Annotated in this window: 16 protein-coding genes; 6 read left to right on the top strand and 10 right to left on the bottom strand. The window is 69.7% G+C overall.

Annotation, left to right across the window (positions count from 1 at the left end):
• Positions 1–73 precede the first annotated feature (73 nt).
• From N7E59_RS09240 to N7E59_RS09225, 4 genes are all read right to left on the bottom strand, one after another.
• Positions 74–820 (bottom strand): nucleotide exchange factor GrpE, encoded by a 747-nt coding sequence (locus N7E59_RS09240; RefSeq protein WP_315943010.1) that lies wholly within the window; start codon positions 818–820, stop codon positions 74–76.
• A 10-nt stretch (positions 821–830) separates the two neighbouring features.
• Positions 831–2,696 (bottom strand): molecular chaperone DnaK, encoded by a 1,866-nt coding sequence (gene dnaK, locus N7E59_RS09235; protein WP_261624644.1) that lies wholly within the window; start codon positions 2,694–2,696, stop codon positions 831–833.
• Positions 2,697–2,988: 292 nt separating this feature from the next.
• The gene (locus tag N7E59_RS09230; protein WP_261624643.1) at positions 2,989–4,146 is read right to left on the bottom strand and encodes an amidohydrolase; all 1,158 of its coding nucleotides are present in this window, start codon (positions 4,144–4,146) and stop codon (positions 2,989–2,991) included.
• On the bottom strand, positions 4,146–5,258 hold the full coding sequence (locus tag N7E59_RS09225; RefSeq protein WP_261624642.1) for a diaminopropionate ammonia-lyase: 1,113 nt from the start codon (positions 5,256–5,258) through the stop codon (positions 4,146–4,148). Before N7E59_RS09225 ends, N7E59_RS09230 begins: the two co-directional genes overlap by 1 nt.
• A gap of 211 nt (positions 5,259–5,469) precedes the next feature.
• Here N7E59_RS09225 and N7E59_RS09220 point away from each other — a divergent pair, with 211 nt between their 5' ends.
• Positions 5,470–6,513, top strand: coding sequence for an endonuclease domain-containing protein (locus N7E59_RS09220; protein WP_261624641.1), 1,044 nt, complete (start codon positions 5,470–5,472; stop codon positions 6,511–6,513).
• Positions 6,514–6,631: 118 nt separating this feature from the next.
• Here the strand turns inward: N7E59_RS09220 and N7E59_RS09215 are convergent, their stop codons facing one another.
• Entirely contained in the window at positions 6,632–8,116 is a 1,485-nt protein-coding gene (locus N7E59_RS09215) for an NAD-dependent succinate-semialdehyde dehydrogenase (protein WP_261624640.1), read from the bottom strand.
• 233 nt (positions 8,117–8,349) lie between these two features.
• On the opposite strand from N7E59_RS09215, the gene N7E59_RS09210 reads away from it, so the two are divergent.
• A complete protein-coding gene (locus tag N7E59_RS09210) occupies positions 8,350–9,606 on the top strand; it encodes an aspartate aminotransferase family protein (RefSeq protein ID WP_261624639.1) in 1,257 nt (418 codons plus the stop codon).
• A 66-nt stretch (positions 9,607–9,672) separates the two neighbouring features.
• Here the strand turns inward: N7E59_RS09210 and N7E59_RS09205 are convergent, their stop codons facing one another.
• Genes N7E59_RS09205 through N7E59_RS09195 form a run of 3 tightly spaced genes read right to left on the bottom strand, consistent with a single transcriptional unit; the run spans position 9,673 to position 12,661 of the window.
• Positions 9,673–10,722, bottom strand: coding sequence for an ATP-grasp domain-containing protein (locus N7E59_RS09205; protein ID WP_261624638.1), 1,050 nt, complete (start codon positions 10,720–10,722; stop codon positions 9,673–9,675).
• A gap of 10 nt (positions 10,723–10,732) precedes the next feature.
• Positions 10,733–11,527 (bottom strand): SGNH/GDSL hydrolase family protein, encoded by a 795-nt coding sequence (locus tag N7E59_RS09200; protein WP_261624637.1) that lies wholly within the window; start codon positions 11,525–11,527, stop codon positions 10,733–10,735.
• A gap of 36 nt (positions 11,528–11,563) precedes the next feature.
• A complete protein-coding gene (locus N7E59_RS09195) occupies positions 11,564–12,661 on the bottom strand; it encodes a glutathione S-transferase C-terminal domain-containing protein (protein ID WP_261624636.1) in 1,098 nt (365 codons plus the stop codon).
• A gap of 107 nt (positions 12,662–12,768) precedes the next feature.
• Here N7E59_RS09195 and N7E59_RS09190 point away from each other — a divergent pair, with 107 nt between their 5' ends.
• Positions 12,769–13,629, top strand: coding sequence for an MBL fold metallo-hydrolase (locus N7E59_RS09190; RefSeq protein WP_261624635.1), 861 nt, complete (start codon positions 12,769–12,771; stop codon positions 13,627–13,629).
• 28 nt (positions 13,630–13,657) lie between these two features.
• Here N7E59_RS09190 and N7E59_RS09185 read toward each other — a convergent pair whose 3' ends face one another.
• On the bottom strand, positions 13,658–14,065 hold the full coding sequence (locus N7E59_RS09185; RefSeq protein ID WP_261624634.1) for a hypothetical protein: 408 nt from the start codon (positions 14,063–14,065) through the stop codon (positions 13,658–13,660).
• Between the two features lie 185 nt (positions 14,066–14,250).
• On the opposite strand from N7E59_RS09185, the gene N7E59_RS11845 reads away from it, so the two are divergent.
• Positions 14,251–15,429, top strand: coding sequence for an SDR family NAD(P)-dependent oxidoreductase (locus tag N7E59_RS11845; RefSeq protein WP_315943009.1), 1,179 nt, complete (start codon positions 14,251–14,253; stop codon positions 15,427–15,429).
• Here the strand turns inward: N7E59_RS11845 and N7E59_RS09175 are convergent.
• Positions 15,413–17,044: a mechanosensitive ion channel family protein gene (locus tag N7E59_RS09175; protein WP_261624633.1), complete on the bottom strand. Its 1,632-nt coding sequence runs from the start codon at positions 17,042–17,044 to the stop codon at positions 15,413–15,415. The genes N7E59_RS11845 and N7E59_RS09175 overlap by 17 nt on opposite strands.
• Before the next feature lie 211 nt (positions 17,045–17,255).
• On the opposite strand from N7E59_RS09175, the gene hisD reads away from it, so the two are divergent.
• Complete coding sequence (hisD, locus tag N7E59_RS09170; RefSeq protein ID WP_261624632.1) at positions 17,256–18,578, top strand: histidinol dehydrogenase; 1,323 nt, start codon at positions 17,256–17,258, stop codon at positions 18,576–18,578.
• Positions 18,579–18,744: 166 nt separating this feature from the next.
• Positions 18,745–19,581, top strand: a complete 837-nt coding sequence (locus N7E59_RS09165) for a type IV toxin-antitoxin system AbiEi family antitoxin domain-containing protein (RefSeq protein WP_261624631.1) — start codon at positions 18,745–18,747, stop codon at positions 19,579–19,581.
• Positions 19,582–19,646: the final 65 nt, after the last annotated feature.

The raw sequence follows: 19,646 nt of genomic DNA, 5'->3' as shown, positions 1-19,646 counted from the left end.
AGGAGGATCGACCGGCCCGACGCCGTGTCACCGGCTCAGCGGTGTCCGCGGGTCCCCGACCGGGGCCCGAGGCTCACTCGGCCGGACCGGTGGAGACCATGACCTGCGCGGCACGCAGGACGCGGTCGTTCTGGCGGTAGCCCGCCCGCAGGACGGCGGCGACGTGGTCGGCCTCCACCTCCGGGTGCGGCTGCTGGATGATCGCCTCGTGGACGTTCGGGTCGAAGACCGCTCCGACCTCGTCGATCACCTCGAGGCCGTGCTCGCCGAGCACCTTCTCCAGCTTGTTCGCGATCGCGGCGAACGGCCCGTCGGCCAGGTCACCGGCCTGCCGGGCGGCGTAGACGTCGTCGAGGACCGGCAGCAGGGCGGTCAGCACCTGGCCGACCGTCCGCTCACGCTCCACCGACCGGTCACGCTCCACGCGCCGCCGGTAGTTGACGTACTCCGCCTGGACGCGCTGCAGATCCGACTGCAGCTCGGCCTCCAGATCCGAGGTGGACCGCTCCTCGCCGGCCGCGGCACCAGCCGCAGCGTCGGCCTCGGAGCCGGGCTCGACGATCTCGGCCTCGAGCTCCGACTCCGCGCCGGAGACCTCGTCCATCGGACCGTCCTCCCCGGCGCCCGCGCCGGCACCGGGCTCGGTGCCGGCGGCGGACTCGGCGGAGAACGGGTCACCCAGCTCGGAGTCGTCCTCGTCCTCGACGGGGAGACCCTCGAAGATCTCCTCCGTCTGCGTCAGCGGGTCCTTGACGGGGTCGTGGGCCCCAGAACCCTCGTCGCCGGGACGGGACTCGGGATTCCGGTTCTCATCAGCCATCAGGGATTCCTCACTTCTTCTCGTCGTCGGAGTCCTCGTCGACGACCTCGGCGTCCACGATGTCCTCGTCGTCGCCGGAGGCCTCGCCGCCCTCAGCGCCCGGGGCACCCTCAGCACCCTCGGCCGACTGCGCGTACAGCGCCTCGCCCAGCTTGCCCTGGGAGGCCTGCAGCTTCTCGAACGCGGCGTTGACCTCGTCGTCGTTGTCCTGGCCGTCGAGAGCCTTCTTCAGCTCGTCGACGTCGGCCTGGACCTCGTTCTTGACGTCCTCGGGCAGCTTGTCCTCGTTGTCCTTGAGGAGCTTGTCCACCGAGTAGGCGGTGGACTCGGCCGCGTTGCGCTTCTCAGCGGCCTCGCGGCGCTTCTTGTCCTCCTCCGCGTGGGCCTCGGCGTCGGCGACCATCCGGTCGATGTCCTCCTGCTCCAGTGAGGTGCCGCCGGTGATGGTCATCGACTGCTCGGTGCCGGTGCCCTTGTCCTTCGCGGAGACGTGGACGATGCCGTTGGCGTCGATGTCGAAGGTGACCTCGATCTGCGGCATGCCGCGCGGAGCCGGCGCGATGCCGGTCAGCTCGAAGGTGCCCAGCGCCTTGTTGTCCCGGGTGAACTCACGCTCACCCTGGAAGACCTGCACCGCCACCGAGGGCTGGTTGTCCTCCGCGGTGGAGAACACCTCGGAGCGCTTGGTCGGGATCGCGGTGTTGCGCTCGATCAGCTTGGTCATCACACCGCCCTTGGTCTCGATGCCCAGGGACAGCGGGGTGACGTCGATCAGCAGCACGTCCTTGCGCTCACCGGCCAGCACACCGGCCTGCAGAGCGGCGCCGACGGCGACGACCTCGTCCGGGTTCACACCCTTGTTCGGGTCCTTGCCCGACATCTCCTTGACCAGGTCGGCCACGGCCGGCATACGGGTCGAACCGCCGACGAGGATGACGTGGTCGATCTCCTCGACCTTCACCCCGGCCTCACGGATGACGTCCTCGAACGGCTTCTTGGTCCGCTCGAGCAGGTCGGAGGTCAGGTCCTGGAACTTGGCGCGGGACAGCGTCTCGTTGACGTGGACCGGGCCGTTCTCAGTCATCGCGGCGTACTGCAGGTTGATGTCCGTCGACGTCGCCGAGGACAGCTCCTTCTTGGCCTGCTCGGCGGCGTCCTTCAGACGCGGCACGGCGATCTTGTCCTTGGAGAGGTCCACACCGTCCTTGGACTTCACCTGCTCGACCAGCCAGTCGATGATGCGCTGGTCCCAGTCGTCGCCGCCGAGGCGGTTGTCGCCGGCGGTGGAGCGGACCTGGATGGTGGAGAAGCCGTCCTCGTCCTTGCCGACCTCCAGCAGGGAGACGTCGAAGGTGCCGCCGCCGAGGTCGAAGACGAGGATGAGCTCGTCCTCCTTGCCGCGGTCCAGGCCGTAGGCCAGCGCGGCCGCAGTCGGCTCGTTCACGATGCGGGAGACCTTCAGACCGGCGATCTCACCGGCCTCCTTGGTGGACTGACGCTCGGCGTCGTTGAAGTAGGCGGGCACGGTGATGACGGCCTCGTCGACGTCTTCGCCCAGGTAGGCCTCGGCGTCGTGCTTGAGCTTCATCAGCGTGCGGGCGGAGATCTCCTGCGGGGTGTAGGTCTTCTCCCCGATCTCCTTCTTCCAGTCGGTGCCCATGTGGCGCTTCACTGAGGAGATGGTGCGGTCCGGGTTGTTGACCGCCTGGCGGCGTGCGATCTCGCCGACCAGCACGTCGCCGTCCTTGTTGAAGGCGACCACCGACGGGGTGGTGCGTGCGCCCTCGGCGTTGGCGATCACGTTCGGCTCGCCGCCCTCGAGGACGGAGACGACCGAGTTGGTGGTGCCGAGGTCGATTCCTACTGCTCGTGCCATGGTCTGTGTTCCCTTTCTACGGGTTCTGACGATTCGCGCATTGAGCGGACTGTGCTCAAGTCTTCACCTGTGACTCAGTGGTGTCAATCTGACTTGAGTGAGGTCGACTCAACTTTCACTTCTCGTACAACCGCGGGACGCGTGAGGTCATTCCCGCGGTGGGGCCGGATGGCCTGTGACCCTCGGCACGTCTTCCCTTTCCTCCATCGAGTCCCCGATTCCTGCGGCGTGTTGCGCCGAGAACCGCCCGAAGTGCTGCAGAGATCGGGGTCTCGATGAGGGGTGGGGCGGGTCAGGCCGAGGGTGGGGCCAGCAGCTCGTGGACGATGCTGCGGTAGTACCGGATCCCGGCGGGCAGGATGGCGTCGTCGAACTGATAGTCGTGGCTGTGCAGCGGCACTCCGCCACGCTCCCCGGGCATCCCGTTGCCGATCAGGGTGAAGTTCGCCGGCACGCGGTCTGCGAACAGACCGAAGTCCTCGCTGGCCATGATCGGCGACGTCGCAGCATCACACCCCTCCTCGCCCACGGTGCGCGCTGCGGCGCGGACCGCCGCGGCGGTGGCCTCCGAATGGTTGACCGTGGTGGCGAACTCACGGGTGTAGCTGACCTCCGCCGTCGCCCCGTGGGCCTGGGCGGTCCGTTCGGCGACCTCGCGGAGGCGCGTCTCCAGCAGCGTGCTGACGTCGGGGGCGAAGTTGCGGGCATCGCCGGTGATGCGGACAGTGCTGGGGACGGCGTTGCGTGCGCCGTCGGTGGTGATGTCCGTGCAGGAGATGACGGCCGAGTCGACGGGGTCGACGCTGCGGGCCACGATGCTCTGGAGTGCGACGATGATGTGCGCGGCGACCACCAGCGGGTCGATCAGATGGTGCGGAGCGGAGGCGTGGCCGCCCCGGCCGGTCACCGTGATGACGAAGTTTTCCTCGCCGGCCATGATCGGCCCAGGACGGGTCGCCAACACCCCGGCCGGCAGTCCCGGCATGTTGTGCAGGCCGAAGATCGCCTCCATCGGGAAGCGGTCGAAGAGCCCGGCCCCGATCATCGCCGCGGCACCCCGTCCGGGCTCCTCGGCCGGCTGGAAGACGAAGTGGACGGCGCCGTCGAAGTCATCGTCGACGAGCTGCTCGGCGGCTCCGAGGACCATCGCCATGTGTCCGTCGTGGCCACAGGCGTGCATACGCCCCTCGTGCCGGGAGGCGAAGCTGAGCCCGGTCCGCTCCCGGATCGGCAGGGCGTCCATGTCCGCACGGAGTCCGATGGCCCGCTCGCTGGTGCCGCGCCTCAGGGTGCCGACGATCCCGGTCCCTCCGACACCGACGGCGACGTCGAGCCCCAGCGAGCGCAGGACCTCGGCCACGAACTCAGCCGTGCGGTGCTCCTCGAAGGCGGTCTCCGCCAGCTGATGGAGCTGGTGACGCCAGGACTCCGCTGAACCCCCGGACGTCATCAGCTGCCCTTGGGGTTCGCGGCGGTGCTCTCGGTGCTCAGCAGCACGACCACGGAGTCCGGTCCGAGGCCGAGGTTCCGTCGCAGTTCGTCGTCGTCGCAGATCGTGCGCAGTGCGGCCAGCGTCGCGGCACCGCACGGGCCCGAGTCGACGCCGAAGTCTCGCAGCTCCGCGACGGCGGCGCGTGCCTGGTCATCTGTGACGGTCAGGGAGGCGTCCACCCCGTCCCGCAGCGTCGGCCAGGCGATTCCGGAGACCGTGCCGCAGTTCATCCCCATCATGATCGTCTCTCCAGTGGCGACTGACACTGGTGCGCCGGTGTGCAGCGCGGTGGTCACCGAGGGTGCGACCTCGGGTTCCACCACCGCAAGGGCCGGCGCGTGTGTCGTGGAGCGGTAGTGCTGGACGATCGCATGGGCCAGAGAGCCGACGCCGGCCGGCACGACGACGAGGTCCGGCTGGTCGACGCCGCTCGTGGCGAGCTCCTCGTAGATCTCCTGGGCCAGGGTGATGTACCCCTCGACGATCCACTGCGGCACGTCGACGTAGCCGTCCCACGAGGTGTCCTGGATCAGCAGGGCGTCCCCGCCGGAGAGCTCGGCGGCATGGTCGACCACCTCGTCGTAGGGCAGGTCCAGCTCCGTGAGCTCCGCGCCTTCGGCCACGATGGCCTCCCTCGCCTCCTCGGCGACGCCCGGCGGTACGCAGATGGCGGCGGGCAGTCCGAGCAGGTGCGCGACGTGCGCCACGGCGCGACCGTGGTTGCCGTCGGTGGCGGCGATCAGGGAGAGGCCGCTGTTCGTCCCCAGGCGTTCGCGCAGGGTGTCCAGGGGCAGTGCGTGCGGCTCGCCGAGGCGGGCGGAGAGCGCTCGGGCCACGGCATAGGAGGCGCCGAGGATCTTGAAGGCCGGCAGGCCGAGGCGGGAGGACTCGTCCTTGACCAGCACCGTTCCCACGCCGAGGGACTCGGCCAGGGCGGGCACGGGGATCAGCGGGGTCGGGGCGTAGTGGGGCAGCGACCGATGGAAATCGAGCGAGGTCTTTCGCATCGGCTCCGTGCGCCACGAGCGGGCATCCGGGTTGGTGTAGGGCGCGGTGATCGGAGCGGTCATGTGGGAATCATCCTCGACCGCGGGTGCCACGGCAAGCCTCCCCCACTCACCATCGACTCCCTGCCCTCCCCTCCATCGAGTCCCCGATTCCTGCGGCGTGTTGCGCCGAAAACCGCCCGAAGTGCTGCAGAGATCGGGGTTTCGATGAGGGGTGGGGCAGGCCTGTGGAGAACGCAGCGCAGTCCGGCCCGATCTCCGGTGGACTGTCCCCATGCCAGGAGCCCTGCCGACCCCGCCCACCGACAGGCGTCGCCGTGCACCGACCATCCCGCCCCAGCACCTGGGACGCCGGCACCACCTGCTCTCCGCGGGATTCGACGACGACGAGATCCGCCACGGTCTGCGCAGCAGCACGCTGACCCGACTGGGGCACGGCCTCTACACACCCGGCATCCCGGAGGATCCGATCCGTGAGACCCTGCGGTCCATCACCGGCGACGGCGTCCACGTCGCCTCCCACCACACGGCCGCCGCGCTCCACGGATTATCACTGCCGTGGGCCAGGCCGCTTCCGACATGGAAGCGTGACGGCGCCGCAGCATGGGCTTCAGGCGAACCCGGGATGCTCAGCACTCCCCTGCACGTGACGCGGATCGACGGGGCCAAGCCGATGATCCGCGGTGGGCTCGTCGTCGGGCATCAGGTGCGGATCCCGCCCAAGCACGTCGTCGAACGGAACGGTATTCTGCTGACCAGCCCCGCGTGGACGGTCTCCGACCTGGCCCACCGCCGCAGCGCGTTGGAGCTGCTGATGCTCGCCGATCAGCTTGTCCGTTCACCTCGCGTGGAGTTCGGCGAGCTCGGGTTCCACGGTGACGGACTTGCCCTGACCTCCCCGTCGGATCTCCGGGAGGTCGCGGGGATGCGCCGCGGGGTCCGGGGCGTCCGTGCCCTGCGCGAGGCGGCGGCGCTCACGCGCGTCGGGGCCGATTCGCCGCGGGAGACGGAGCTGCGCTACCGGATGCACCACGCTGGCCTGCCCGAGTTCGCCGTCAACGTGCCGATCTTCACCTCGAAGGGCCGATACCTGCACGACCCGGACCTGAGCAGTGAAGAGTTCCGGGTGGCGGTCGAGTACGACGGACGGAGCCACGCGGACCCGCTCCAGGCTGAACGGGACGTCGCCCGGAGCGAACGCGCCGCGGCCGGCGGCTGGTTGGAGGTGCGGCTCACCGATCGCCACGCCCGTCCGCGCTTCGAACCCGGGCTGGCGAAGATCACCGCCGCCCTCCGCTCCCGCGGCTTGGACGGATGATCTTCACCCCACACACATCGAGTCCCCGATCTCTGCAGCAGTTCGGGCCGTCTTCGGCCCGACACGCCGCAGGGATCGGGGACTCGATGGAGAGAGGGAGAGGGAGGAGAGGAAGACCTCAGTCCATGCCGATGCCGATGAGTTTCACCTCGAGGAACTCGTCGATGCCGTTCGGACCGCCCTCGCGACCCAGGCCCGACTCCTTCACCCCGCCGAACGGCGCGGCCGGGTTCGACACCACGCCCTGGTTCAGCCCGACCATGCCGGACTCCAGCGCCTCCGAGACCCGCAGCCCGCGGCGCAGGGACTCGGTGTAGACGTAGTTCACCAGCCCGTACTCGGTGGAGTTCACCCGCTCGATGACCTCCTCCTCGGTGTCGAACACGCTCACCGGGGCCACGGGGCCGAAGATCTCCTCGGTCCACATCTGGGCGCCCTCAGGGATGTCGGTCAGCACCGTCGGGGTGTAGAAGTACCCGTCGCCCTCAGGCTTGGAACCGCCGGTCAGCACCTTCGCACCGCCGGAGACGGCGTCGTCGACCAGCTCTGCGACCTTGTTCTGCTGCGTCTCATCGATCATCGGACCGACCTTCACCCCGTCGTCGACGCCGCGGCCCACGCTCAGATCGCCCATACGCCCGGCGAGCTTCTTCGAGAACTCGTCGACGACGTCACGGTGCACGAAGATCCGGTTCGCCGAGGTGCAGGCCTCGCCCGAGTTGCGCATCTTCGCCTGCATCGCACCCTCGACGGCCTTGTCGACGTCGGCGTCGTCGAAGACCACGAAGCCGGCGTTGCCGCCCAGCTCCATCGACGTGCGCAGGACCCGCTCAGCCGACTGCTCCAGCAGGCGCCGACCCACACCGGTCGACCCGGTGAAGGACAGCTTCCGTGCGATCCCGGAACGGATCAGCGGCTCCATCACCTTGCCCGAAGTGGAGGTGACCAGGATGTTCACCACACCGGCCGGCACCCCGGCCTCGTGCAGGATCTCCGCCAGCTTCAGCATCGTCAGCGGGGTCTGCGCCGCCGGCTTGAGCACCGAGGTGCAGCCGGCCGCGAGCGCCGGACCCAGTTTGCGGGTGCCCATCGCCAGCGGGAAGTTCCACGGGGTGATGAACAGGCATGGGCCCACCGCCTGACGGGTCACCAGGAAGCGCGCACCGCCGGTCGGAGACACCTGGTAGCCGCCGTCGATGCGGGTGGCCTCCTCCGCGAAGTGCCGGAAGAACTCGGCCGCGTAGGCCACCTCCCCCTTGGCCTCGGCCAACGGCTTGCCCATCTCCAGGGTCATCACCAGACCGAGGTCGTCGACCCGCTCATGCATCAGCCGGAAGGCCTTCATCAGGATGTCGGAGCGCTGACGCGGCGGCATCGCCGCGAAATCGGCCTGCGCGCGCTCAGCGGCGCGCATCGCCGTCCACCCGTCCTCAACGCTGGCGTCGGCCACCTGGCACAGCGCCCGGCCCGTCGAAGGGTCGATGACGTCGATGGTCGCACCGTTCTCACCGTCCACCCACTGCCCGTCGATGTAGAGCTGCTTGGGCGTCGCGGAGATCGCCTCCGACTCGTGCTGCGCAGTGATGCTCTGAGCCTCTGCCATATGGTCCTCCTGAATCGCCCGACGCGGACACCTCGCCGCCGTCTGATTAGCCGCTGCACAGGGCTCCGTCAGCCCGCATGACGCGGCACGGCTGACATCCCCTGCACTCTGTGAGTAGCCTAGGTCACAGCCCGGTCGGCAACAATCCGCGCGGCCCCCACACACCCAGTATGACGGTCCGAGGTGTGACAGGCTGAGAACCGTCCCCCTCATCACCGTGACAAGGAGTCAGCATGACCAACCTCTCCCCCATCCTGAAGCAGGCCACCGGCGTGGTCGCCGAGCGCGGCGAGGGCGTCTGGCTCTACGACGACCAGGGCGGTCGGATCCTGGACTTCACCGCCGGCATCGGCGTGACCTCCACCGGCCACTGCCACCCGAAGGTCGTCGCCGCCGCCCAGGAGCAGGTCGGCAAGCTCATCCACGGGCAGTACACCACCATCATGCACAAGCCGCTGCTGAACCTCACCGAGCGGCTCGGCGAGGTGCTGCCCTCCCAGCTGAACTCCGTGTTCTTCTCCAACTCCGGCTCCGAGGCCGCCGAGGCCGCGCTGCGTCTGGCCCGCCAGGCCACCGGACGTCCCAACATCGTCGTCTTCCAGGGCGGCTTCCACGGCCGAACCATCGGCGCCGCCTCGATGACCACCTCGGGCACCAAGGTCCGCGCCGGCTTCTCCCCGCTGATGGGCGGGGTCGTCGTGGCCCCGTACCCGAACACCCCGTACTACGGCTGGTCCGAGGAGGAGACCACCGACTTCGCGCTGCGCGAGCTCGACACCGTGCTGGCCACCCAGTCGGCGCCGAACGACACCGCCGCGTTCCTCGTCGAGCCGGTCCTCGGCGAGGGCGGGTACGTGCCCAACAACACCCGGTTCCTGCAGGGGCTGCGCGAGCGCGCCGACAAGCACGGCATCGTCCTGATCCTGGACGAGGTGCAGACCGGCTGGGGCCGCACCGGCGAGTTCTGGGGCAACGACCATTTCGGGGTCGAGGCCGACGTGATGATGACCGCCAAGGGGCTGGCCTCCGGGTTCCCGCTCTCCGGGATCGCGGCGAAGCAGGAGCTCATGGACCAGGCGTGGCCCGGTTCGCAGGGCGGCACCTACGGCGCGAACGCGGTGGCCTGCGCGGCCTCCCTGGCCACCCTCGAGGTCATCCAGGAGGAGGGCCTGGTCGCCAACTCGGCCGCCCGCGGCGCACAGCTGAAGGCCGGTCTCGAGGAGGCCGCCTCGCGGCACTCGCAGATCACCGACGTGCGCGGCCTGGGCCTGATGCTGGCCAACGAGTTCCGCGACGCCGACGGCGAGTACGACGGCGCCACCGCCGCGGCCGTGCAGCAGGAGGCGGCCCGACGCGGGCTGGTGCTGCTGACCTGCGGTCCGTGGGGCCAGTGCGTCCGGTTCATCCCCGCCCTGGTGGTGAACGAGTCCGAGGTCGATCAGGCCCTGAGCATCTGGAACGAGACCCTCGACGCCGTCCTCGGCGGCTGACCGGGTCCCGCCTGACCCACACACGCGTCGCTCCCCGTCGGACCATCCGGCGGGGAGCGACGTGTGTCAGGTGCGGCTGCGGCGCATCTCCTCGATGAGCGCCGAGGAGACGTCACGTCCCTGCCCGTAGGCGGGGAACTGGTTGATCGAGCAGTTTGCCGACGGGTTCAGCTCGATCACATGCGCGCCCTCCGGCGTGCTCAGATCGGGGACGAGCAGATCCACCCCGGCGGTCCCCAAGCCCGGTACTGCGTGGGCGGCGCGGACCGCGACGTCCAGGAGCTCGGGGGCGATCACCTCTGTCACGTCGACGCTGATCCCGCCCTGTGAGATGTTCGTCGTCCCGTTGAGGAACACGACCTCACCCTCCGACGGGACGGACTCCATGGTAAGCTCCCGACGGGCCAGATGCCGAGCGTCGACATACGGATCCCGTGCCCCCAAGTAGGCGTTCACCCGGCGGGTCACCGTGTACTCCTCGGCCAGGTCCTCCAAGGACCGCGAGCCGTCGCCGATGACATGGGCCGGGATCCGCACCGCCGCGGCCACGACCCGGTCCCCGACCACGAAGACACGCACGTCGACTCCGGCGACCTGCTCCTCGATGATGATCTCCCCGTCCTTGGACGCCGCCTGAGCACGCTTCCACGCCCCGGCGACCTCCTCGCCCGCGCCGATCCCCGTAGTGATCCCGCGACCGGCGTTGCCGTCGGACGGTTTCATCACGAACCGACGCTCAGCATCCGTCCGGAGCATCTCCTCGATGTGCCTCCGCGCGCGGACTGCGCCGTCGGCGCTGAAGGCCGTGCCGGAAGGCACCGGCATACCGGCGGTCTCGAGGATCTCCCGTGTGGCCCGCTTGGACCGGGCCAGCCTCGAGGCGCTGTAGCCGATCAGCGAGCTGACCAGACCGGTGGTCGCGCCCACACAGACCCCGTCGTCGAAGAACGTCATAGTGTTGGCGTACTCCGAGACCGAGAGACCCCGGCCCCGTGCCTCCACCTTCAGCGCCCCACGATGCCCCGGCCACTTGGTCAGCGGGTTGAACTCCAGGTACCGGTGGGCGATGTGCTCGGCGACGAAGCGCGCGTTCGCGTCAGCCTCTGCAGGCGTCACGGGCCCGGGCTCACCAGACCTTGTCGGTGAGCTGCGGGTACTTCGGGGACATCCCGTCACCCGAGGAGGTGCGGGTGGCCCGGCGCTTCAGCCACGGGTAGAAGTGGTCCCGACCCCAGGTGATGTTCTCCCTCGTGCGGTCGAACAGGGAGACCGCCGGCATGGCGTCGAGCTCCGGGTCGTCGATCTCGTCGGTCTCACCGAGCACCCGCAGCACCTCCTTGGCCATCAGCGTGTGCCCGGCGATGCCCAGGTGCAGGCGGTCCACATCCCAGAACGCCCAGTCCTGCAGCCGCTTCATGTTCCAGAAGTCGACGATCCCGCAGTCCAGGTCCTCGGCGACCTTGCGCACATGCTCGTTGTAGATCGCGGTGCGCCCGCGGGTCATGTTGAAGATCGGCGCCTTGGCGGAGTCGAACCCGGTGAACAGCAGGATCTGCGCATCGGTCTCCTCCCGCAGCTTCTTCACCGCCGCCCGATACCGGGCCATCAGCCGTTCCAGGTCCACGGTGGGCCGGATGATGTCGTTGCCGCCGGCGTAGAAGGTCAGCAGCGTCGGCTTCAGGTCGATGGCGGCGTGCAGCTGCTCATCGATGACCTGCTCGAGCTTCTTCCCGCGGATCGCGATGTTCGCATAACCCCACGACGGGTCGTTGCTCATCAGCTGCGCGGCGACGCGGTCGGCCCAGCCGCGGACGTCGTTGGGGCTCGACGGGTCGATGTCACCGACGCCTTCGGTGAAGGAATCACCCACGGCGACGAATCGTCGGGTGAACTTCCGTTCCAGCTCATCGGTCCTCGACATGCGGGCTCTCCTCCTGACCGGTGGGGTGTCCAGCCCTCAGACTATCCCGGGTACCTGTTCACCCGCACGGACCGGCCCCGGGGCCGAGGCGCCCTCGGCGAACGGCGAACCGCCCAGACGCTCCCGCCCGTGCTCACCGAGCCAAGACCCCAGCTCAGGGCCCTTCGGCACCACCTGGGTGGGGTTCACATCCTCGTGGACCTCGTAGTAATGACGCTTGATCTGCTCGAAGTCGACCGTGTCCCCGAAGCCCGGGGTCTGGAACAGGTCCCGGGCATAGCCCCACAGGTTCGGCATCTCCGTCAGCTTCTGACGGTTGCACTTGAAGTGCCCGTGGTAGACGGGGTCGAAGCGGACCAGAGTGGTGAACAGCCGGACGTCGACCTCAGTGACGTGATCACCCATCAGATACCGGGACTCACCCAGCCGCTCCTCCAGCTTGTCCAGCGCGGACCACAGGCGGTCGTAGGCGTCCTCATAGGCGGACTGGTCCCCGGCGAACCCGGAGCGGTAGACCCCGTTGTTGACCTCGGTGAAGATGAACCGGATCAGGGGCAGCATCTCCTCCACGGCGTCGTCGGGGATCAGGTCTGGAGCACCCTCCCGGTGGTGGGCCCGCCACTGGGTGGAGAGGTCGAAGGTCAGCTGCGGGTAGTTGTTGGTGACCACCCCGCCGGAGGGGACGTCCACCAGTGCGGGCACCGTGATCCCGCGCGGGTAGTCGGGGAACCGGGCGAAGTAGTTCTCCTGGAGCCGCTCGGTGCCCAGCACCGGATCCCGACCGCCCTCGGTGAGGTCGAAGGTCCAGGAGCGTGCGTCGTGCACCGGACCCGGGGTGGCCAAGGAGATGGCGTCCTCCAGCCCGAGCAGGCGGCGGATGATGATGGAGCGGTGCGCCCACGGGCAGGCGCGGGCGGCGACGAGGCGGTAGCGGCCCGGCTCCACGGGCCAGGCCTCCGCACCCTCGGTGAGGCCCTGCATGTGCGGGTCCCCGATCTTCGAGGACTCCTCGGTGGGTGCGGCGCGGACGGCGTCGACGTCGGCGACCACCCGATCCTCGATGTAGTTCGTGTCCCGGGTGAACTCTCCCCCGGTCACATAGGCGCCCTTGGTGGAGTGCTGTTCGCTGCTCATACCCCCAGCCTACGGCGGTCACGTGCCCGCGTGACCAGGTGGAAGTGAGATGACCCGCCGACAGTGCGGCTGGTGTCCTCACTTCCGGCGGGTCATAGGGTGGTGGCATGCGGACCACCGAGTGGGCACGGAGCATCCTGTGCGACAACCCCTCCCCCATGACCCTGGAGGGGACCCTGACCTACGTGCTGGGCACCGGCGACGACGACGTCGTGCTGGTCGACCCGGGCCCCGACGGGCACCCCCAGCACCTCGACGCCGTCGCCGAGGTGGTCGGCGAACGCCGCGTGACCCAGATCCTGGTCACCCACCGCCACCGGGACCACACCGGCGCCGCCGAGGCGTTCGCCGCCCGGTTCGGCGCACCGGTGCGCGGATTCGACGCCGAGCAGTGCCGGCCCGCGCCCGACACAGCACCCGACGCCGCGCCCGACAGCACCGACGACGTCACCGCCGCCGACCCCGCGCCGCTGATCGACGGCGAGACCCTGCAGACCGGCTCACGCACCGTGGAGGTCATCCACACCCCCGGCCACACCGCCGACTCCATCTGCCTGTGGATCGCCCCCGACCGCACCTCCGACGCCGACCCCGACGACGCCGGCGCCATGCTCACCGGAGACACCATCCTCGGCCGCGGCACCACCATGCTCGACTTCCCCGACGGCACGCTCACCGACTACCTGGAGAGCCTGCAGCGCCTGCGCGTCCACGGCGACGACGCCGCCGTGCTTCCCGCCCACGGACCCCGGCTCGACAGCCTCGGCGACGTCGTCGCCCAGTACCTGCAGCACCGCCACGACCGGCTCGACCAGGTCCGGGAGCTGCTGCGCACCCACGGCCCGGACACCGACCACGAACAGCTCGCCGCACTCATCTACGGCGAGAGCGTACCCGCCGGCTCCGTCGTCACCGCGAAGATCATCGGCGCCCAAGTCGACCACCTGCACCGCCTCGGCGAGCTGTGAGCCCCAGGGTGCGAGCCCCGCACCCGACTCAGAACGGCCGCTCCACGTAGGGGTGCTCGATCCACCGGATCTCATCGATCTGCACCCCTTCGGCCATCAGCCCGTCCACCAGCTCACCGGTGGCCGAGGCCAGCCGGTCGAAGGCGTGCGGGGTCCACTGACCCACCGGTCCCGCGGCGAGGAACCACACCGAGAGGACCTTCCGGCCGCGCCGGTCGTCCGCCCGGCGCCGCACCACCGCCAGCTGCCCGTCGGAGTCCCCGGCCAGCGGCCGACCCTCCACGTCGGCGCGGAAGGGCTCCATGAACCCCGTGAGCTCGTCGAGCACCTGCTCCGCGGCGCCGATGTCCGGGGCGTCGATCTGCCCCTCCAACACCGCCCACTGATTCTGAGCCAGCTCCGTCCGGCCCCATTCCACCCGTCTCTGCCACCGCATGCGTCCTCCTTCGCCGCCCGTTCCACCGCCCGCCCGCACCCGTCCGCGAGGCGGACACCCAGGATAGGCACAGCACCCTCAAAGCTTCCTGACCACCGGAAACGCTGAAGATTCGAAGCAATTCGAGGGGCGGAAACCTGTGCGTCGTGTGCCACATCACACGCCCTCCGATCTACCATGGAGGCATGGCTCTCCCCACTGCTCTGATCACCGGTTCCACTGCAGGTCTGGGCGCCGCGTTCGCCCGCCAGCTCGCAGCCCAGGGCTACGAGCTGGTCCTCGTCGCCCGCGACGCCGACAGGCTACGCACCCAGGCCCATACGCTCACCACGCAGTACGGGATCCGAGCGCGTCGGCTGGTCGCCGACCTGACCACCGACGACGGCGTCGCCGCAGTCCGCGACCGGCTCGCCGACCACACCCAGCCGGTGCACCTGCTGGTCAACAACGCCGGCCACGGGCTGGCCGGAGACTTCGCCGACACCGAGCTGGAGGACGAGCTCAAGCTCCTCCGCCTCCACGTGCAGACCACCCTGGAGCTGTGCCACACCGCCGCCCAGACCATGCGCCGGCAGCGCGGCGGGCGCATCATCAACGTCGCCTCGGTGGCCGGGTACACCTCCACCGGCACCTACTCGGCGGCCAAGGCCTACGTCATCAACTTCTCCGAAGCCCTGCACGAGCAGCTGGCCCGCCACGGCGTCGTCGTCACCGCACTGTGCCCCGGCCTGGTGCGCACCGAGTTCCACGGCCGGTCGGGCATCAGCGTCGACCGCGCCAAGGGGTGGATGTGGCTCAACGCCGACGACGTCGTCCGGGAGGGCCTGGCCGCGAACGCGCAGGGTGCCAAGGTGCACGTCCCCTCCCGCACCTACCAGGCGGTGACCGCCACCCTGAAGGTCATGCCCGACTCCGTGGTGCGCTGGGCGTACAACAAGCGGGACTCCGCGGCCGCCGTCGCCGCCGACGAGCAGGTCGACGTCGCCTCCCCGGCACCGGACGGCGCCTTCCAGACCCCTGCCGAACGGCGGCGCCTCGAGAAGGAGCGCAGGAAGGCGGAGAAGGCCGAGGCCAAGGCGACGAAGCAGGCCGAAGCCCAGGCTCAGAAGGAGGCCCGCGCCGAGGAGAAGGCCGCCGCGAAGGCCGCCCGGGAGCAGGAGAAGACCGAGAAGCAGGAGGCCGAGCAGGCGCAGAAGCAGGAGGCCGCAGCCTCAGCCGCGAAGGCGGATGCTCCGGCGCCGAAGCGGATCTCGCTCCCCGGACCGCCGCGCCGGGCCGCACACGCTGATCAGACGCAGGTCGGCGAGACGCAGCCCGGAACCGAGGGCGACTCGGCCCGGCAGCCGATCAGCGCGGGCCGCTGACGCCGTCGTCGTCCGTGCCGCGAGTGCGGTCGACGTCGCGGTCGTTGCCGTCTTCTGAGACCTCTGCGGTCTCGATCTCCCCAGTGCCGTGGTGCTCGTCGAGCCACTCACGGCGTTCCCGGTAGGCATCCTCCCCCGGGCCGCCGAACTCGCGATTGCGCTCCACCGCACTGATCGACCCGGTGAACAGGGAGGCCCCCGCCCCCGCACGGGTCAGCGGAGTGTCCTGGTCGTCCGAATACGCCGACGGCTCCGCGGCCGTGCCGTAGCGGCGGACGAACTCATGCTCATCGGTGTCCGGATGCGACGTCGACGGGAACTCCCGAGTGTCCGTGGACCGACCGAGAGAATCCTCGTAGTGCGGCCCCGAACCGTCGACCTCCGAGCGTCGCGCCCCGTCCTCCGGCACCGCACCGAACTGCCCGGTGCGCACCGAGAGCCGGCCGTCGCGGTCCTCCTCACCGGAGTCGATCACCATCCGCGTGGCCAGCAGCGCATGCGGATGCTCATGCCGCAGGAAGTTCACGATGTCCTCACGCACCAGACACTGCAGATCCCACAGATCCGCCGAATTCCGCGCCGAGACCGTGCAGCGGGCCTGCAGCACCCCGGACTCCGCCTTCGAGACCTGCACCGAATACTCCTTGCCGTCCCACAGCGTCGTCGACTTCAGCAGCCGCTTCAGCCGGGAACGGATCTCATCCATCGGCGCGCGGAAGTCCAGATCCACATCCACCGTGCCCATCATCTCCGTGCCCACACGCGTCCAGTTCTCGAACGGCACCGTGGTGAAGTGGCTGGACGGGTAGATCACCCGCCGCTCATCCCAGATCTTCACCACCACCGCCGACAGGGTGATGTCCTCCACCACCCCGTAGACGTCCTCCATCACGATCACATCGCCCACACGGATCGCATCGGTGAAGGCCAGCTGCACCCCGGCGAACACATTGGTCAGCGTCGACTGGACCGCCAGACCCGCCACCACCGAGATCACACCGGCCGAGGCCAGCAGCCCCGCCCCGAGCGCCTGCACCTGCGGGATCATCAGCAGCACCGCGGCCACCGCGATCGTCACGATGATCGCGTACATCACCCGACGGATCAGCGAGACCTGGGTCTGCACCCGGCGGCTGCGACGATCATCGACCCTCTCCTCATCGGCGAACCGCGAGAGGACCACCGCCTCCACGATCCCCACCACCCGCAGCGCCCACCAGGCCGCGCACACCACGATCGACACCAGCAGCGCGTACGAGAACACCAGATACCAGACATCCTGATGATCAGTGGTGACGATCCCCAGCGTCAGCCGCGAACCGATCAGCGTCACCGTGACGAACGCCGGGATGCGGGTCCGGTTCACCGCACGCTGCGCGCTGGGCATCTTCCGGAAGATCTGCTTGAGGATGATCGCCGAAGCCACCATCACCAGGAACGCGAACACCACCGAGATCCCCACCCCGATGAGCAGACCCATCGTCGGGCCGACCTCGGCGATCAGGGCCTGGACGCCGTCGGGGACGTTCTCCTCGACGATGTCGGTGACCTCCTCCGCCGGCTCGGAGGGATCATCCTGCGGGGCGGACGACGTCGACGTCTGCGCTGAGAACACGCGACCTCCTGTGGCACCTGCCCAGCCCGGGGCGGGCTGAGCGTCTGACTCTCCGGGCCCGGGCCGCGCGGGAACACGGCGGCGCCTCGGACGGAACCATCGTGACATGTCTTCCCATCGATCGCTGAACGTCTCCTCCACGAGGACCGATGAGTGAGAATGGGGGTGTGCGCCGCCGCGACCGTGCGCCGCCACCCGACCCAGGAGGATCATGCTCACCCTGAAGGACCTGCGCGGCACCGTCCCGGACGTCGCCTCGGTGCTGCCGCGACCGGAGCAGAACATCGCCACCACCACCGAGACCGTGGCGCCGATCCTCGAACACGTGCGCACCGGCGGAGCCGAGGCGCTGCTCGACCTCTCCGAGCAGTTCGACGGGGTGCGGCCGCCGTCGCTGCGCGTCCCGCAGAGCGCCCTCGATTCAGCCCTGACCGAGCTGGACCCGGCGATCCGGAGTGCGCTCGACGAGCTCATCATCCGCGCCCGCGAAGTCCACACCGCCCAGCTGCCCGATTCCTCCGAGGTCCGACTCGGGGCCGGGGCCGTGGTGGTCAACCGGTGGTCCGCCATCCGGAGGGTGGGGCTGTACGTGCCCGGCGGACAGGCGGTGTACCCCTCCTCGGTGGTGATGAACGTGGTGCCCGCCCAGGTGGCCGGGGTCGAATCGCTCGCCATCGCCTCGCCCCCGCAGCCCGACTTCGGCGGATACCCGCACCCGACCGTGCTGGCCGCCGCGAGGCTGCTCGGGGTGGAGGAGGTCTACGCCGTCGGCGGGGCCCAGGCCGTGGGCATGTTCGCCTTCGGCGCCCGGGACGCGGAGGGGCTGCGCGTGGTGGACCCGGTCGACCTGGTCACCGGGCCCGGGAACATCTTCGTGGCCACCGCCAAACGGGCGGTGCAGGGCGTCGTCGGGATAGACGCGGAGGCCGGACCCACGGAGATCATGGTGCTCGCCGACTCCACCGCCGACGCCTCGGTGGTCGCCGCCGACCTGATCTCCCAGGCCGAGCATGACGAGCTGGCCGCCGCCGTGCTGGTCACCGATTCGATGACCCTGGCCGAGGACGTGCTCGAACACGTGGCCGACCAGGCCGCGCAGACGCGCCACGCGGAGCGGGTGAAGGCCTCGCTGAGCGGGGCGCAGTCCGCGGTGCTGGTGGTGGATTCGCTGGAGCAGGCCGCGGAGATCGCCGAGGCCTACGGGGCCGAGCACCTGGAGATCATGACCGCCGAGGACCAGGTGTGGGCGGACCGGATCGGCAACGCCGGGGCCATCTTCCTGGGCACGTTCTCCCCGGTGTCGCTGGGCGACTACTGCGCGGGATCCAACCACGTGCTGCCCACCGGAGGCGCCTCGGCCTACAGCTCCGGGCTCAACGTGACCAGCTTCCTGCGGTCCCAGCAGGTGATCCGCTACGACCGGGCGGGTCTGGAGCAGGTGTCCGGGCATGTGGCGGCGCTGTCCGAGGCGGAGGGTCTGCCGGCGCACGGGGACGCGGTGAGGTGCCGGTTCGAGGGGGATTCGGCGGGGTGAGCCTGGTGTCAGGGCGTGACCGAGTCACTCATCTATGAGGGTGGTTCGGGCTTCCGTATATGGGAAGCCCGAACCGCCCTCATAGATGAGCATCGTCTGAGAGGTTTTCCACAAGGGTGTGGATCGCCTCAGCGGGGGTGGGCGGCCGCATGTCAGGGTCGATCCCGTGGAGAATCCGGGACCGTTCACCAGAAGTCAGCTGGCGCAGATGGGCGTCGAGCGCAGGCACGTGTCCGAGCTGCTGTCGCAGGGACGCCTGCACCGAGTCAGCCGGGGGTGGTTCGCCGAGAGCCGTTCGCCGGAGCCGGCGGTGCGCGCCGTGCAGCTGGGCGGACGTCTCGGCTGCCTGAGCGCCTGCGAGCTGCACGAACTGTGGGTGCCCCACCAGACCGACCTTCACGTGGCGCTGAACCCCGGTGCGCCGTCCCCGACCGTCCCGCCGCGGGCAGTGCAGTTCCACCGGCTGGTGACCGTCTGCAGGTCGGCGGTGCTGCCGGTGGCCGACGCGGTGGCGCAGGTGCTCCACCGCCACGATGAGGAGACCGGGCTCATCGTCCTCGAATCGGCGGTGAATCGAGGCGCACTCGATCAGGCAGAAGCGGAGCACCTGCTGGCCACGGTGCCCATGCGTGCCCGCCGCGCCGCACAGCACTTCTCACCGCTGGCGCAGTCGGGGTCCGAGACCCGTCTGCGGCTGTTCTTCCAGCGCCGCGGGGTGCCCGTGCAGCCCCAGGTGTTCATCCCGGGGGTCGGCCGGGTCGATCTGCTGGTCGGTCGGTCCTGGATCCTGGAGGCCGACAGCCGGGCGTTCCACACCTCTCCGAGCCAAATCGCCGTCGACCGGGGACGGGACTTCGAGAGCCGCGGGCTGGGGTTCATGACCGACCGGCTCGGCTACGAACAGCTCTGGCACTCCTGGGAGCGGACCCAGCGGTGGCTGCTCGCCGTGCTGCGCACCCGGCGGCACCTTCAGCCGCCGGTGCCGCTGCGCGCGGGACGGTGAGGCGGGGTGACCGTGAGCCGGCGGGCGCTCCCCTACGTGGGTGCGCCGGGCTTCGACATACGGCG

Origin of the sequence: Nesterenkonia marinintestina (assembly GCF_025420485.1) — a bacterium.
GTDB classification, from domain to species: domain Bacteria; phylum Actinomycetota; class Actinomycetes; order Actinomycetales; family Micrococcaceae; genus Nesterenkonia; species Nesterenkonia marinintestina.
This window is presented reverse-complemented; position numbering and strand designations above follow the sequence as displayed.

Bases quoted from the DNA above. Each gene is read 5' to 3' on its own strand.
- N7E59_RS09240 (WP_315943010.1), bottom strand. From the start codon at position 820: ATGGCTGATGAGAACCGGAATCCCGAGTCCCGTCCCGGCGACGAGGGT.
- N7E59_RS09185 (WP_261624634.1), bottom strand. From the start codon at position 14,065: ATGCGGTGGCAGAGACGGGTGGAATGGGGCCGGACGGAGCTGGCTCAG.
- N7E59_RS09225 (WP_261624642.1), bottom strand. From the start codon at position 5,258: ATGACCGCTCCGATCACCGCGCCCTACACCAACCCGGATGCCCGCTCG.
- dnaK (WP_261624644.1), bottom strand. From the start codon at position 2,696: ATGGCACGAGCAGTAGGAATCGACCTCGGCACCACCAACTCGGTCGTC.
- hisD (WP_261624632.1), top strand. From the start codon at position 17,256: ATGCTCACCCTGAAGGACCTGCGCGGCACCGTCCCGGACGTCGCCTCG.
- N7E59_RS09195 (WP_261624636.1), bottom strand. From the start codon at position 12,661: ATGAGCAGCGAACAGCACTCCACCAAGGGCGCCTATGTGACCGGGGGA.
- N7E59_RS09210 (WP_261624639.1), top strand. From the start codon at position 8,350: ATGACCAACCTCTCCCCCATCCTGAAGCAGGCCACCGGCGTGGTCGCC.
- N7E59_RS09200 (WP_261624637.1), bottom strand. From the start codon at position 11,527: ATGTCGAGGACCGATGAGCTGGAACGGAAGTTCACCCGACGATTCGTC.
- N7E59_RS09190 (WP_261624635.1), top strand. From the start codon at position 12,769: ATGCGGACCACCGAGTGGGCACGGAGCATCCTGTGCGACAACCCCTCC.
- N7E59_RS09220 (WP_261624641.1), top strand. From the start codon at position 5,470: ATGCCAGGAGCCCTGCCGACCCCGCCCACCGACAGGCGTCGCCGTGCA.
- N7E59_RS09230 (WP_261624643.1), bottom strand. From the start codon at position 4,146: ATGACGTCCGGGGGTTCAGCGGAGTCCTGGCGTCACCAGCTCCATCAG.
- N7E59_RS09215 (WP_261624640.1), bottom strand. From the start codon at position 8,116: ATGGCAGAGGCTCAGAGCATCACTGCGCAGCACGAGTCGGAGGCGATC.
- N7E59_RS11845 (WP_315943009.1), top strand. From the start codon at position 14,251: ATGGCTCTCCCCACTGCTCTGATCACCGGTTCCACTGCAGGTCTGGGC.